The 15101-nt window shown below is 38.9% G+C and carries 11 protein-coding genes and 1 tRNA gene; 7 read left to right on the forward strand and 5 right to left on the reverse strand.

Going from position 1 to position 15101, the window contains the following annotated elements:
- Positions 1–46: 46 nt before the first annotated feature.
- The 6 genes from OWEHO_RS06430 (at position 47) to OWEHO_RS06455 (ending at position 3269) form a co-directional block, all read left to right on the forward strand.
- Positions 47–709 carry an outer membrane beta-barrel protein gene (locus OWEHO_RS06430; protein WP_014201660.1) on the forward strand — a complete coding sequence of 221 codons (663 nt, stop codon included), beginning with the start codon at positions 47–49 and terminating at the stop codon, positions 707–709.
- A gap of 71 nt (positions 710–780) precedes the next feature.
- On the forward strand, positions 781–1326 hold the full coding sequence (locus tag OWEHO_RS06435) for an acyl-CoA thioesterase (protein ID WP_014201661.1): 546 nt from the start codon (positions 781–783) through the stop codon (positions 1324–1326).
- A 13-nt stretch (positions 1327–1339) separates the two neighbouring features.
- Entirely contained in the window at positions 1340–2170 is an 831-nt protein-coding gene (locus OWEHO_RS06440) for a DUF1853 family protein (RefSeq protein WP_014201662.1), read from the forward strand.
- Between the two features lie 88 nt (positions 2171–2258).
- A complete protein-coding gene (gene plsY / locus OWEHO_RS06445; protein WP_014201663.1) occupies positions 2259–2876 on the forward strand; it encodes a glycerol-3-phosphate 1-O-acyltransferase PlsY in 618 nt (205 codons plus the stop codon).
- A 47-nt stretch (positions 2877–2923) separates the two neighbouring features.
- Complete coding sequence (locus tag OWEHO_RS06450) at positions 2924–3151, forward strand: ATP-dependent Clp protease adaptor ClpS (RefSeq protein WP_223252726.1); 228 nt, start codon at positions 2924–2926, stop codon at positions 3149–3151.
- Between the two features lie 44 nt (positions 3152–3195).
- A tRNA-Arg gene (locus OWEHO_RS06455) sits at positions 3196–3269 on the forward strand.
- 101 nt (positions 3270–3370) lie between these two features.
- Here the strand turns inward: OWEHO_RS06455 and OWEHO_RS06460 are convergent.
- Positions 3371–4474, reverse strand: coding sequence for a hypothetical protein (locus tag OWEHO_RS06460; protein ID WP_014201665.1), 1104 nt, complete (start codon positions 4472–4474; stop codon positions 3371–3373).
- 359 nt (positions 4475–4833) lie between these two features.
- On the opposite strand from OWEHO_RS06460, the gene OWEHO_RS18200 reads away from it, so the two are divergent.
- Entirely contained in the window at positions 4834–6309 is a 1476-nt protein-coding gene (locus OWEHO_RS18200) for an eCIS core domain-containing protein (protein WP_014201666.1), read from the forward strand.
- A gap of 71 nt (positions 6310–6380) precedes the next feature.
- On the opposite strand, the gene OWEHO_RS06470 is transcribed toward OWEHO_RS18200, so the two are convergent.
- From OWEHO_RS06470 to OWEHO_RS06485, 4 genes are read right to left on the reverse strand one after another with little or no spacing between them, the layout of a single operon-like run.
- Positions 6381–6770, reverse strand: a complete 390-nt coding sequence (locus OWEHO_RS06470) for a DUF4280 domain-containing protein (protein WP_014201667.1) — start codon at positions 6768–6770, stop codon at positions 6381–6383.
- A 2-nt stretch (positions 6771–6772) separates the two neighbouring features.
- Positions 6773–8113 (reverse strand): ATP-binding protein, encoded by a 1341-nt coding sequence (locus OWEHO_RS06475; protein ID WP_014201668.1) that lies wholly within the window; start codon positions 8111–8113, stop codon positions 6773–6775.
- Complete coding sequence (locus OWEHO_RS06480) at positions 8104–12243, reverse strand: contractile injection system tape measure protein (protein WP_014201669.1); 4140 nt, start codon at positions 12241–12243, stop codon at positions 8104–8106. The genes OWEHO_RS06475 and OWEHO_RS06480 overlap by 10 nt, the downstream gene beginning before the upstream one ends.
- Complete coding sequence (locus OWEHO_RS06485; protein ID WP_014201670.1) at positions 12243–15095, reverse strand: hypothetical protein; 2853 nt, start codon at positions 15093–15095, stop codon at positions 12243–12245. The genes OWEHO_RS06480 and OWEHO_RS06485 overlap by 1 nt, the downstream gene beginning before the upstream one ends.
- Positions 15096–15101: the final 6 nt, after the last annotated feature.

Consider the following 15101-nt stretch of genomic DNA (forward strand, 5'->3'; position numbering starts at 1 on the left):
TTCTATAACTTTACCTTAGAATAACTTTAGCTAATTACTCTCAACTATGAAAAAAAGACTCATCATTGCCTCCCTCCTAGTTTTTACCACAATTTATAGTCAAGCTCAAATCTTCAATACTGTTGGCGTAAAATCCGGTGTCTCCGTTGCTAATCAAGATTGGAACTATAAATCGAATTTTAAGGGACTCGAAAGTGAATTTCGTACAGGGTTGTACATTGGCATTACTACTGAAATACTAAAGGCAAAATACTTCAGCCTAATAGCAGATTTAGGATATATTCAAAAAGGAATGCAGTTTGACGTTGAACTTACTTCGGAATCTAACCCTGACGGCACCGGGGAAATGAAAACAATTGACAACAGATATGATTTTATCAGTTTTCAACCTGTGGCCAAATTTAGGCTGCCTGCAAAACATATTGAGCCTTATTTATTTGCTGGACCGCGAACAGACTTTTATGTCGGATTCTCAACAAATGACGAGTTCGGAATTGAACTGGATGATGTACCTCCTGTGACTTTTGGCGCCAGCTACGGTATCGGTTTAGACTACACTTTCTCAGATGTCATAATTACATTGGAGGCTCAGCATCAGCCTGATTTCACCTATTTATATAACACGAAACCTTCGCCTCAAAACGGTGGCCTTTCTATACAAAATCAAGCCTTTCTTATCACCCTTGGCGTAAAATATGTCTTGAACTGATTCTTGCACAGCCTCGGTAATTACCCTTACTTTTATCGTTTTCATTTTGATAAAAGCAAGATTCCTTATTCATGAAACGCTATAAACACAACTCCGAATCACACGTAACATTTTCTGAGCTTATGCTCCCCTCCCACTCCAATTTTGGTGGGAAAATACATGGAGGCTATATTCTCAACCTGATGGATCAAATTGCCTTTGCATGTGCTTCTAAACACTCGGGGCATTATTGTGTAACCGCTTCTATTGGCTCAGTTGATTTTCTAAATCCCATAGAAATTGGAGAATTAGTAACTATGAAAGCTTCTATAAATTATGTTGGCCGCAGCTCAATGGTGGTAGGCATTCGCGTAGATTCTGAAAACATACAAACGGGAGAAGTAAAACATTGTAACTCTTCTTTTTTTACCATGGTTGCAAAATCTAAAGACGGTTCTGTTTCCAAAGATGTGCCGGGCTTAATCATGAAAACCAACACGGATGTTCGCAGGTTTTTGGAGAGCACCATTCGCAATGAGCAAAGGAAATCTTACCACACCACTTTTGATAAAGAAACCTTTGACCACGCAAAGCATCTTGATAAACTAGATGGCCAAAATGTGGAAATTCAGCTTTAGCTAAAGCTAATAAATGTCCGAAATCGCAACTCTCAAACAATATCAGGCTTTTGTCAATTGCCCTTCATTGTGGCTTCCAGCTTCAGCACCTTTTTCTTTGTTTCCTTTCCCTTGGCGGGAATGTGTTTTGGAAGACCAAGAAATTACCATCCCTGAAAATGTTGTTTTCGGAAGAAAAATGGAAAGCTTTTTTAGCCAGGCCATTTCTCAATCCAAGGACTATGAAATACTGGCAGAAAACCTTCAGATCATTTCGGATAAAATCACTCTTGGGGAATTAGACTTTTTGGTAAAAGACAAAGAAAACGGCCAAATCATCCATGTAGAATTGGCGTGTAAGTTTTACTTATTCGATCCAAACAGGAAAGTAGAGAACGAATTCAGCCCTTGGGTGGGCCCAAATCAAAATGATTTTCTGGATAGAAAAATTGAGAAGCTAAAAGGTAAACAGCTCCCGCTTCTCCATCATCCCGAATGCAAAAAACTGCTTGATTCAATAATAGGCGGATACAATTCTAAAGACATCATTCAGCAAGTACACTTGCCTGCCAACCTTTATTTGCCCTATGGCAAAACGGATATTCCGGAAAATGTAAACCCTGATGCCGTAAAAGGATTTTGGCTAAAGCCGGATGAATTAAGGAGTGCTGCTTTTAAAGACTACCTGTTTCACCTTCCTCCAAAAGATAATTGGCTACTTGCGCCACACGATGACATCGAATGGTTGAATGCAAATCAGGCTATACTTTTCATTGATGAAATGCATGCCAGGAAAAAATCTCCACTGATATGGATAAAGCAAGCTGATCGTAGCTATCAGCGCGCATTTGTAGTGTGGTGGTAGTACAAAATTCAGAAAGAAAATAAACACTCCGGCAGGGCTATTGTTAAGCCTATATTATCAAACTAATGTTAAGTCTTATATTTGCCAAATGAAGTTACTGTTAGTTATTCTTGCCTATTTACTTGGCTCCATCCCATCTTCGGTATGGATAGGTAAATGGTTTTTTAATACAGATGTAAGAGAATATGGCAGCGGAAATGCCGGTGCCACAAACACAATGCGCGTATTAGGTGTAAAACCCGGAATCGCAGTTTTGCTGATTGATGCACTAAAAGGCTTTGCTGCCGTAAAGTTAGTTTTCCTTTTTCCGCGTACAGCTGGAGATGTTGAAACCATGGTACTGCTAGGAGTTTGTGCTGTAATCGGTCACATCATTCCTGTGTTTGCCAATTTTAAAGGAGGAAAAGGAATTGCAACATTATTAGGAATGATAATAGCGGTTCATGCCGGTGCGGCACTTATGGCCATGGCTACCTTTATGCTTTTCTTCATTTCATTTAGAATAGTGTCTTTAAGCTCCATTCTTGCAGCCTTGTCATTTCCTATTTGGCTTATATTCCGCTACCACGAAAATTCATCCGTTTTGGTGCTCTTCAGTTTTGCACTAGTATTTTTAGTTTTGGTTACTCACCAAAAAAATATTGAGCGCTTACTAAATGGTGAGGAAAGCAGAATCAAACTCAGAAAAAACAATAACGAAAGATGAGATTTGAGAAGACAGAAACTCTCGTAAAGCCTAAAGAATCCATAAAAATGGAGGGGCTTCATGAAATTGTACTTTACAATGATGAAGTAAACACCTTTGATTGGGTAATAGAAAGTTTGATGGATGTATGCGAGCATTCGCCAGAGCAGGCGGAACAATGTAGCATCATAGTACACTATAAAGGCAAGTGCGGAGTAAAGACTGGAACCTATAAAGAGCTGGAGCCAAAATGCACAAATTTGCTCGAAAGAGGATTAAGTGCAGAAATTTCTTGACCGTTTAAAATATGTGATTATATTTGCACCCGCAAAAACAAACAGGCCTCGTGGCGCAACTGAATAGCGCACCTGATTACGGCTCAGGAGGTTGAAGGTTTGAATCCTTCCGAGGTCACAAAAATTGCAAATCCCCATCTTGAAAAAGGTGGGGATTTTTTTATTCTACTTTTCGTTTCGGTTATTAGTAGTGTCACAAAAGTGGCAAACTGCAAAAATCTAAACCGGCTGACTTACTCTCATTCCTTTCTCAGTCTTAACCACCTCCACATGTATTTCCTCCCCCATATCCTTTATATCTGGGAGGTATATTAATTGAGACTTCGCCATTGAATTAAGACTCTGCAAGAACCAAGTCTTAAAACTGTAAAAATCCTTGTCCTCACTTTTAGGCAAATTATAAATCACCTTTTCTGCAGGAGTCTCTAACATCTTTATGAACATATCAATGCTTAATCCACATGACTTGTAATGCGGAAGCTTTATAGTTAGAGTACGTTTATTATCACCTGAAACCTCATCGAATTCTATAAAATCAGGCTCAATTATATTAATAAAGCTTTTTACCGCTTCCACATAATCTTCCAAATTCGCATTCATCACATTACTAAACGCCTTATTAAACTGACTCTGATTACCTGACTTTGCGGATCTGAGGTGAATGATATCATTACGAAGTTTATTAAGGTTCATAATTCTGTCATAAATAGGTTTGTGATCTTTATAAAAATCTACCTGACTGACCTCAGGTATCACCTTACTAACCTTTTCTTTAAAATCAATGTACCTCTCTGTTTGCTCTTTGCTATATTCCTTAACGACCTTTATAAATTGTCCCTTCTCCTTTCCTTCAACCACCTGTTTGTACACATACTCATCTGGCATTTGATAATTAACAAAGGCTTCTACAGTTGAATGAAGAAATATGATCGTACTAATCCTATACTGAAGATTCCAGTTATACAAATACTCATTTACGAAGTGTAAATACACACCCTCCTCCTTCTGGGATACTATATTATTTCGCGCTTTTACCGAGAACTGATAATTAGCAAAGGCAAGAGAAAAGTATAACTGAACCGGATTCGGAAACTTCGTTACATAAAAACGATTATCCTCCACTACAGGAATAAAGGTAAAAGCCTCATTAGTCTCAGGTATAATTGCTAAATAACTACTATTCCCCGTCCTTTTTATGTTGTTTATAGCATGTTTCATAAGCTTTTCGGGATCCTTTTCAGACTGTGAATTCATGTCAAGCGAATCATGTGCTCCTTCAGCCACCCTTATGATTTCTAAAGGTTTAACCTTTACTATTTTCATATCTATGATTTATCTGAATCTTTGTTCCTTATCCATATTTCAATCTTGAATGTAGCAAAAAGCAAGATATATTACTCCAGTCCTAATAGATGATAAATACTAAGCATTTCCATGCCACTCATCCACTGTTTCCTCAGGTTTATGATCTACACAAAATTGCCCCCCATCTTGAAAAAGGTGGGTATTTTTTGTTTTCAGCCAAATCATCAAAGTCTTCATTCTTCTAGTTCAAATGGATTTTTCCATTTTCAAACCCCCATGATGCCGTCTTGGTCTTTGGTTATCTCTGATGGCTCCTACTTATGTAAAAAAGATTAACTTTAAAGAGTTAACCACCTCTTAACCAAAACCCAAGCGCTATGCATATCTACGCAGGTCAAACCAGCCAAACTAAAAGCCATAACACACAGGCTACCCCCACTCCAAAGCAAAGCAATTCTAAAACAAACTCTCACTTAACTGATCATCGCCCACAAACCCAACGAATAACCCAGCTGCAAAACCTTGCTGAAAGCCATTCTTCAAAACAGGAACATCCAGTCCAGAAAAAACCAAACAAAACGGGATTGCCTGACAACCTAAAAGCTGGAATTGAAAACCTCTCTGGCCACTCCATGGATGATGTGAAAGTGCATTACAACTCAGCTAAGCCGGCTGCTTTGCAAGCTCATGCATATGCTCAAGGCACGAATATCCATTTAGCAACAGGACAAGAAAAACACTTACCGCATGAAGCCTGGCACGTGGTGCAGCAGAAACAAAGAAGGGTAAAACCAACTTTGCAAATGAAGAGTGGTGTGAATATGAATGATGATGCAGGGTTGGAGAAGGAGGCTGATGTTATGGGGGAAAAAGCTTTGCAATTTGTTGGTAAACGACCTGAAACTCTTGCCCAAATGAAGCTGAAAGGGATTATAAATAGTAATCAGGAGAGACAAACAATTAGATTTCAAATGGATAAAAATTCCAGCACATACGTACAACGAAAAATTAACCCTTCGAAGAAACTAACTAAATACTTAAAACCATACAATGATGAAAAAGAGAATGTAAAAAGCATAATTAAACAACTTTTCAAAAATTTAATCAAATCAGGATTTACCTATCAAGAACCGGCAATTCACGAGGCTATTAGAGGCACCACTTTAAAGATTAAATCTTTAAAATCACTACATGAAAAAATGGAAGCTAGTTTTGCGAGAGATCGAGATGAAGATTTAGGAGGTGATGGAGCCCATGGTTTAGGCAGACATTATGCCATTTCAGATGAGGCTCTTGAGGATAGGCTAAGAGGACCACGGGCTATCCCTACAGCTTCTAGGTTTCAAAAAGATGAGGGGAGTCGTCTTAACAAACTTCACAACCTTATTAAAAATGCTTTGGTTTCAAATTTGAGTAAGCCCGCAAAGCAGATTGGACAAAAAGTACATAGTGTTATGACTGATCCAACCGATGACTATGCTTCAAAAACAACCAATAATTTAAGGAAAAATTATTTACAAGGGATTGCCAATGTATTTACGGAAAATTATGATTTTGAGGATCCCAGCCTTGGCTTCACTATAACCTCCGAATGGAAGATTCAAGTTATTGGAGCACCTCCCATAATAACCATAACTTGTGAGTACGAAGTCGAATCCTGGGAGGATTTTAATAAAGATCAATGGTCTCTTTCTTCCTCAGGAGATCTAGTAAAAGGCTCAGTTTCAGAACCCGCAAAAATGTATTCAGGTAGTAACTCTCCAATCATAACAATACCAACTGGAGATAGTATTGAAAAGGTGAATTCTCAAACAAAAGGAATCATTGAAAATAGTGGTGTTACCTTATTTTAATCATCATACTAGCTTTGAAATTTAAATGATTCATGAGTAAAAGATAGACCCATTAAAATTATAAACATCGTTTATCCCACCTCCACCGTCACTTGCCCAGCCTGCGTAAACGTAATAACCCCTCCCCACATACAATTCAGTGTACACGTATTATTTAAAGCTGGCATATTAGCAATCATAACAGTTGGTGAGCCAGGCGCCCATGGAGCCACTGTAGCAGGGGTGCAAGGCATTGGCGTAAGCACACCTAGTGCTGCAGCGGTGGCCGCAGCCACGGCCGGGTTTGCAGGTGAGGAGCACATCCCAAAAGGCAAAATATTTACCAATGGTTTATTGTCCATAATGTTAGCATCAGGCATATAGTTGGTTGTTACACGGTTTACGGGCAACACTACTAATGAAGATGGAGCAACCCCAAATGAGCAGGTCATCATAGCTCCCATACATACTTGCTGTGGCATATTTATAGTGTTTTGTTTGATTTTGAATATTCTCTGCGTATTCCTTGAATTAAATCTTGATACTCGATTATCCTTTCTCCTCTCTTGGCAGCCTGCAAAGCACAATATCTAAAGGCGTTTACCATTTCCCCACCAGTCAAAGTGAAATCTTCAGCAACTTGCTCCAGGTTCACTTTTGGCTCTAGCTTAAAAGAAGAACTTAACAAACCCTCCCAAAGTCGTAGCCTTTCCTTTTTATCAGGTTTTGAAAAATGAATCATACTTTGAAACCTACGGGCAAAAGCCTCATCTACATTAGAGTGCATATTGGTAGCCAATATTACTAGCCCCGGAAAATCCTCTATTCGTTGCAATAGGTAGGATACTTCTTGATTAGCGTATCTATCATGCGAATCTTTGGTGGCAGTTCGTTTTCCGAAAAGGGCATCAGCTTCATCAAAGAATAAAATCCAATCCTTATTTTCTGCCTCATCAAATAACCGACTCAGGTTTTTCTCTGTCTCGCCAATATATTTTGAAACCACCAAAGAAAGATCTACTCTAAAAACAGGCCTTGAAGTAGCTTTGCCTAGCAGAGTTGCAGCCAAAGTTTTCCCTGTTCCTGGAGCACCGTAAAAAAGCGCCCTATAGCCAGGTTTAAAATGATTGTCAAGTTTCCACTTTCGTAAAATGGTATCACTGTGCAGCAACCAGTCTTTCAATTCTTCCAAACTTTCCTCTACACTTTCATTTACTATAAGGTCTTCCCAGTCAAGTGGGGTGCTTATTTCTTTAGCAGGAAACTTTGAACTAAAATGTGGTAAATACTTTTTCCCTTGACATAGTAATCCCAAATACTCTTGTGTGATGGAGAGTTTTTGTTGCAAGTCTAATGCCTGCTCATGATCTACATTCAAAATGCCCTTTTTGAAAAAAATATGTGTTTGATCAAAATGCTCCAAAAACTTTAGCCTCCCTAAAATATCAGAACCATTTAATATAAAACAAGCCGTTTCTAAGGTTGGAAGAAAACCTTTTTCATTGGTGTCTTTGCCACCTCCAAACTCCACGTAATCGCTATCAATAGTTTTATTTTTTATTAGGAAAATATCCAGGCTCTGTGGCCTAATATGCCTCGCGAGTGAAAGTATCAACACGAGACGTTCGTCAAAACTTAACTTATATTCCTTCACCAGATTTTCATAAGGTGAGTTACCCTTGCAAGCTGGCAATTTATGTTTTTGAACATCCTTTCCTTTAGCTTCATCATTAAAGTACAAGCTAAGCCGTGTGTCCACTACTTGCTCCAGCCAGTTAATTTCCTGCTGTAAAAATTTTGCCGCTCTGCTGATATCTACCTCCATTCGGTTACCAATGTTTTTTGCATCCAACTCATTTTTACCCGCCCTATACTCCAGGGCAATTGATCGAGCAGCATATCAAACGATTTTTGCTCCACCCTCATATAATATTGCTCTTCCTCCTCCATCAGCTTAGCTTCTCTTTGCAAAAAAGAATATTGAAGCCCCTCAACAGACGTGTTGTTTAAAGCTTTCCATTGTTGAGTTACAGCCGCCAACATTCCATTTACGATTTCCTTTTCGTCTTCCTTTAAAGTTAACATTCTATCAATAGGCGATTGTAAACCCAAGCCACAAAGTACTTTTGCCATTATCATATCCTCCTCGCCATGGTCTATTTCTCCAATAGCCGCATATTGCAAAATGTGGGCAGCTCTAAAAATAGACTCTTCATTAATAAACTTGCCGCCCTCCGTGAGTTCACATCTTTCAAAAAGTGTTTTTAAGTATGGGGTCAAAATCACCAACCCCGCATTTCTCATATAAATCGCTTCTTCCATAATTTTAGGTTTCTCTTCACCCAGTTTTTTATAATCCTGATCCAGTTCCTCCTTTTCTGTAATTTCAGATGGTATTTCGTCCGTCTTAGACAAGGGTTGTTTAAATGATTCAGTCTCCAAATATTTATCTATACCAGACCATACAGTATTTGTAGGGCCCTTTCTTATTCCAGTTTTCTCATTAGATAGATACAATACATTTATCGCTTTCCCTTTACCTAGCTTTTGCAAAAGATATTCATAGAAAACTGCTGACCACTTGTCTGTTTCCCAAACTTTGAGCTTTCCACTTTCTCTCGCTACAATTAAAAAATTCACCCAACCAGATTCTAAAAACTTTTTTTCTTGTTGGGTTAAAAAACTTGAGACAGACTTTAATACCTCAAAAGTTTCCTTTAAAAGAATTTGCTGAGAAATACCTAAGCCTACACCAAGAACAACTTCCATTTCAGTCATGTCAAATGGCTCGCGATAAATAATATTCTGAAGTTTTGTCTCCTCAGCTGTATCAAGGTTCTCAATGCTTTTCTCTTCCTCATTGGCTTGAAATAAAGCCTTGATTTCGTCATTCCAATTTATCACTGCTAGTGCTGTAATCCTCTTTTTAAAGAATGAAAGAAATTGCCCCTTTACTTCAGTGGGCAAAGTTTGCAACCAAGTTTTCAAGGTTTCCATAAACCATACTTTCCCAGACTTCCATACACCTTTCGCAAGCTCGCCTTTCAATTGTTGAAAGGATACCTTGGGAAGGAACCCCAAGTTTTGCAGATCGTCAGCAAGCTGTAAAGCCTCTAAAGCCAAGCTTTCATTCTGGCCTTTTCCTTCCAACCTTACATCCAGATCTACGTCCGTCTGTTCTATATTATAGTGTTGAAATAAATCTTTGATTTCATCATCAAACTTGGCCACAGCTGATCCATTTATTTTCTCAGCAAATAATTCCAGAAACTTAATACTTGCCGCACTGGATAAGTTATGCAACCATGTCCTTAGAACTTTGGCAAACCATTTTTTACCAGATTTCCCAACTCCTTTCTTTAACTCATTTTTCAATTGCTGGACGGATGCACTCTGCAGAAAACCCAAGTTTCGTAAATCATCCGCAAGCTTCGAAGCTTCTGCGGCTAAACTCCCATTTTCAACCTTATTTGCACTTAATGATTCGTGGATCAGCCAGACTATACTATTACTATCCAAGTATTTAATTCCAACTTTGGTTTTATCATTATTGCTTAGCGTTCTAAGTATTTTATCCCTTGTTTCTTTGGCATCAATCAGTTTTCTAAAATCAACGTTGAATTCCTGTATTGAATAACTTTTTACCCACCAAGGTGCCTCTCCTGTGCGCAGTATTTGCAAAACAAGCTCTTGCTTATAAGCAATGGTTTTTCTTTTTAAAATCAACCGCTGAAAGGTTTCAAACTCTTGACTATCGCGCATTAGCGCCAACACTTTAAAAGTTTCAAAATATTCACTTTGGCTAAAAGTGAACTTCACGAGAATAGATAATACTTCCTCAAAACTGATGCGTAAGGCTTCACTAATTTCAAAAAGATATAGAGCCTGCGCTTTTACCGTTTCGCTTCTAGATGCCTTTTTTATCTTACTAAAATCAGCAAGGATGCTCTTCAAAAGGTAAGTACTCATCTTTTGATCTTCCCACACTATGTCATCTATGGAAATCTCCTCGCTTGATGCACCAGCAATATTTTCCAATACCCGCATCAACTCAGGATATTTTGTAGAAACTATGGCTCTACGTTTTAATCGTCTTATAAAATCTATCTTGGTCAACCCTGATCGAGTAATCCACTCGGGTAAATATTGAGCAACCCAAAAACCCCACAGCTCCTTTTCATTTTTATTCAAATAAGGAACTAGTTCCTTTTCAATAATAGATCGGAAGTACGCCTCTTGCTTCCTTTCAGTTTCTAAAGCCGACAATAAATCCCTAAAAAACTTTGATTTTTTTAAGTCCCTATTTTCAATTAGAACTTGTAAAAGCTCAACGCGACTAAAATCAGTTTTTGCTTCTAGCCTTTGGAGTGATTGTATAAACAAGAGTTCTCTACTTTCAATTCTTCCACTTTCAGAAGCCGTCAAAATTTCTTGAGCAATAGATGCAGCAAATTTGCGCTCCCAATAAAATGTAGCAACTTGGTTTTTCTCAAGGTGAGTTCTGAATCGTTTTACAGACGAGTGTATTTCGCTCCAGTTCTTTTGATTAGAGTACTCTTCTTCAAAAGCGTCCATCCAATCCTTGAATAGAGCCTTACTCCCAACCAATTCTCTTTGTAAATAAATCAATACATCATGATAAACTTCACCTTTGGAAACACTTCCTTTTCGTACTACAGACAATAAGATTTCTACCTTATTTTTCTCCACTAAATCGGCTACTGAATGAGTTTGCCGATCTTTCAAATCCTCTATATGCTCCAAAAATTTAAGTGCCCAACTAAACGATGCGTTTTTCCTTTTTTTAAAAAACAACACCAGCATTCGAAAGTCTATAAGTTCCGGAAGTCTTGCTTTGATTGAAGGCTCAAAAAGCCAGCCCTCCACGCGGTTTAACACATAAGAATCGTCAGCTCGCAACAACCGCTTCAACTCTTCCCGGATACCTTCCCGGGAAAACGTATATATAGCCGGAAACTTTAACACACCGGTATGCATGAATATCTCCAAAGCTTGCAGAAACTGTTTCTTATCAATATTGGTAGCCTCTGGAGTTTGTCCAACACTTATTGATTCTGACTTTTTATGATCGTCCTCCAGCGCCCGCAAAATCGACTTAAACTCTGTGGTCATAGCACTTTTGTCGTACTCCAAACTTTTGGTGATTGCGCCAAGCAAAGAGTCATACGTAATTTTGAAGCGGATGGCCACATTTGCTATAAGGTATTTCAGAAAGCTCCTTTTATCGGTAAAGCTTTTGCCAGACACAAAAAGATAAGCCATGATTACCTCCCAAACCGCATTTCGCAAATTACCGCGTACCAGCCTTGGTAAAGTCCTATCAGCTGGAGCTTTAATAACATTCCGTGCAGCGCCAACAATCACATCGGCTTCCTGCGGTTTCACCAAATGAACCAAAGCCTCAAGTGCTTCATCGTGAAACTGATAAACCAAGCGTTTTCTTACCTGTTCTTTTTTTCCAATTTGCTTTAAAAGCTCAGTCAAAGCCTTGGACTTACGGGCAGTCAGTTGTTGCAATATTTGCTGCGGACTTAAATTTTTCACACCATCCCAACGGTGATGTCCATTTACTAAAAAATATTCAAGCTTATTTAGCAAACTATGCTGTAATGTTTTTCGAGTACCTCCTCGCAATCGCCCACGGTCATCCGTTCTATTTGCAAAAAACAACAAAAGTTGCTCCTCTATTCTTTTTACAAGCTCATCTTCAAAGTTGCTTTTGGGTATACTGCCAAGATTTAGCTCCACCTGCGCAAATTGATTGACCACATCCGGGTCATCATATTTATCAAGCATCCGCTCAATTATACTTCTAATAGCCGTGTCCTGTAATATGCTTACCGAAGATTGAATGTTATGGGCATCTTTTTCGTCATCAATACTTATGGAATAGTTTTGAGACCCAATAATATGCTGGCGGCTTGCGTCTTCCATCAATCATCCATTAAAGCTTGATACATTGCATAAGCATGTCCTGCAAAATACTTACTGTCTGATCGCTGAGAAAGAGCCTTTCGCCAAGCTGTATGTCGGTTTTCAAATTCCAACATTTCATATATACCCAACCACTTTATATGAGTAAGCATATAGGCTGGAGCATGTTCAAACACTAATTGCTCAAAAAGATCACGAAAAATTTTATGTTGAAACCGTACCGGCCATGCAGGCAAAACAAAGGTCATTTGCCCATTCAGCTCATCTTCGTCTACGCAGGCACCACCGTAAAACACTTTATTGTGTACTTTGATGTCAGCTGTTGAAAGTAAGACTTTAAATAAGGCCATGCTATCCAAGTGGGGATGGCTCTGGTTCAATGACTTTCCTTCTAAATCCAGTTCTCCACTTGCGCCTCCGCTCCACTGCACCACCAGTTTTCCTAAACCTTGTTCTACAATAAACTTGCTCTCGTGCTCGCTTCTTCCCGACTCTTTTTCTTCTTCATTTGCCAAGGTCCGTAGGTCGCTTAACAGGTGCTTAACCTCAGTATTTCTTTGTTCAAATGATAGTTTCTGTGCATCATAAAGCGTAAGCACGCCACCATCCCTCAGTTCTATATCCAGCGTAAAGCTGAATACACTTTGATTATAATCAGGGTACAAAAGCTTGTGCTCTACTAAATAAATTCGTTCACTGTTTTCATTAAAGCTCTGTAACCTGCCAATAAGCCTATTCATACCTTCAGCAGCTTTCTTCTTAGACTTAGATGTGTATACTATTTCCTTATTTCTAAAGTCTACAAAGTACTGTCTATCCTTACCCGAACTAGAGCTCTTCAAAGTAAAGTTACCAGATTGCACTCCGAATCTGAGCACCTCATCAAGTACATTTTTCGACTTACCGGTAAGCACAAAAGGCTGTTCTCCTTCGTCCTCCAACACGCCAAATAAACCTTCTAACCTCTTTTCCGCAAAACCTATTTCATAATCATTTTCTTCGTCAGATTTAGATTCACCCAGGTTTACTACCCTGAGTCCTGATTGAGCAACGACCTCCCTAAGTGGCTGCACTCCGTTTTCACTATTTTGCTGCACTGCTAGCAATAGAGCCATTTTTTGCACCAAGGTTGAATGTGAAAGAATATTGTCCTTTTGAGTATAATCAAAAGATTGAAGCCTGTGAGCGCCCAACTCTGCATAACTGCTTATAAACTTCCTTTTATAAGACAACAGCTTGCGCTCAAAAGTTGTACTGGAATCACTTCCAAAAACCTCCATATTAAGCTTTCTCAAAATGTCATTTGGAAAATGCTCCGCATATCTGGAAAGCATATTATCCATTGCTTTGTGCAAGCGCCCCATAGCATTTACGTCTACCTTAGCATTGAGCTTCTGCAACACATCTTCCCAAGATGTTTCTCCTTTGTCTTTACACAAAAGGGCATCGAGTTCTTCGTTTATTTTTTTTGAATGACTGTTTTTTCCAGCCTGTCCCATTTCCTCATAACTGTACCTTACTTCTCCATAATTGTACGAGCTATCTTTTGTACTCTGTGGATCAAAAAGCGAGTAAACACCTTCCAGCTGCTCCAGGTAATTGACCATGAGCTGCTCAAAGGGTAATAAAAATGCTTTGAGCTGCATGGCCTGAGCTTTTCTTTTTGGAGTAGCATCTTGAGAAACGCCATAGGTTCCAATTCCGTAATTCAAAGGAAATTGTTCCCTTATACTATAGTATTTGCCAATGTGCAGCGGTACATGTGGAGCAATTACTTCCTTCTCGTTTTTTGCTTCCATTTTTCTTACGTTCGAATAATTTTCGGCTCGCAGATTATACCAATAGCGCATTAATTCTTTAATATTAGGCTTATACCTTATCTTTTCCATCGTATAGCCTACCAGTTCATCAGTTTTTGGAATCTCTATTTTGGCTATTTCATTCTCCTCAAGCTGATAGTAACCTTCCGTTAAGATTTCCTCCCCATGTATATGTACATCAAAGAGATCCACGCTAATCACCTCATCAATATTGGTAATAATGCGCTTCATTTCTTCAAACTCCACTTTGGTAATCCGGGGACATAAATCTCCTTCCTTTATAAACCGACCACCCATATCAGGGCCATCATATATTTTTTCAACCGATAAGTCTTCGAGCTCCATTTCCCCTTTAGAGTAAAATCGGGGGGCGCCTGATAGATAATCATTTACACGATAATAAATTTCGGCCAACACTTTTTCGGCTATTGAATTAGATGAAAGAGTGACCTCCAAATGAAGTTCAAGCTCAACCTCATTCAAAAGAGAAACGCTAAGTAGATCCTCACCCAAATTGCGACAAGCATGAAATACGCGCTTTACCTCCTCTTTTATCGAAGTATCATCAATGCCTCTATACTTTTCAATTTTAATATCATATAGCACCTTTTCCGTTGTTATTGTGCCATTTTCCATTTCCATCGCCACAGAAATTTCTACAACATCAACCCACGCATTCTTCACCTTATCTATCTGGTCAATTATCACTTTTGCATAATCTTCTGCCGTGATGGGTGCCGTGGTAAAAATGTCTCTAGGTGCAAAAAAACCACTGTCCCCAGATACCAAATCCCCTCCCTTGGCATCGGCCAAAATCTGCTCTATTGGTAGCGAAGTTTTGTAATAAAGTTCAGTGAGTGCATAAGCGAGGTTCTCTAGAATGGTTACCCCTGGGTCATGTTCATTATAATCTGTCCAATTTGCACCTGACAGGCCTTGCAATAGATCAATTCCTTCCTTAAAGAAATCTTGAAAGAGACCAGAGTTTTTGCTCTTTTTGGTAATATATCCTTTGGCTTGGTGCTGTTCCATCGATAC

Origin of the sequence: Owenweeksia hongkongensis DSM 17368, from assembly GCF_000236705.1 — a bacterium.
Lineage (GTDB): Bacteria > Bacteroidota > Bacteroidia > Flavobacteriales > Schleiferiaceae > Owenweeksia > Owenweeksia hongkongensis.

Excerpts from the sequence above, each read along its gene's own strand:
- OWEHO_RS06430 (WP_014201660.1), top strand. The coding sequence starts at position 47 with ATGAAAAAAAGACTCATCATTGCCTCCCTCCTAGTTTTTACCACAATT.
- OWEHO_RS06435 (WP_014201661.1), top strand. The coding sequence starts at position 781 with ATGAAACGCTATAAACACAACTCCGAATCACACGTAACATTTTCTGAG.
- OWEHO_RS06440 (WP_014201662.1), top strand. The coding sequence starts at position 1,340 with ATGTCCGAAATCGCAACTCTCAAACAATATCAGGCTTTTGTCAATTGC.
- plsY (WP_014201663.1), top strand. The coding sequence starts at position 2,259 with ATGAAGTTACTGTTAGTTATTCTTGCCTATTTACTTGGCTCCATCCCA.
- OWEHO_RS06450 (WP_223252726.1), top strand. The coding sequence starts at position 2,924 with ATGGAGGGGCTTCATGAAATTGTACTTTACAATGATGAAGTAAACACC.
- OWEHO_RS06460 (WP_014201665.1), bottom strand. The coding sequence starts at position 4,474 with ATGAAAATAGTAAAGGTTAAACCTTTAGAAATCATAAGGGTGGCTGAA.
- OWEHO_RS18200 (WP_014201666.1), top strand. The coding sequence starts at position 4,834 with ATGCATATCTACGCAGGTCAAACCAGCCAAACTAAAAGCCATAACACA.
- OWEHO_RS06470 (WP_014201667.1), bottom strand. The coding sequence starts at position 6,770 with ATGCCACAGCAAGTATGTATGGGAGCTATGATGACCTGCTCATTTGGG.
- OWEHO_RS06475 (WP_014201668.1), bottom strand. The coding sequence starts at position 8,113 with ATGGAGGTAGATATCAGCAGAGCGGCAAAATTTTTACAGCAGGAAATT.
- OWEHO_RS06480 (WP_014201669.1), bottom strand. The coding sequence starts at position 12,243 with ATGGAAGACGCAAGCCGCCAGCATATTATTGGGTCTCAAAACTATTCC.
- OWEHO_RS06485 (WP_014201670.1), bottom strand. The coding sequence starts at position 15,095 with ATGGAACAGCACCAAGCCAAAGGATATATTACCAAAAAGAGCAAAAAC.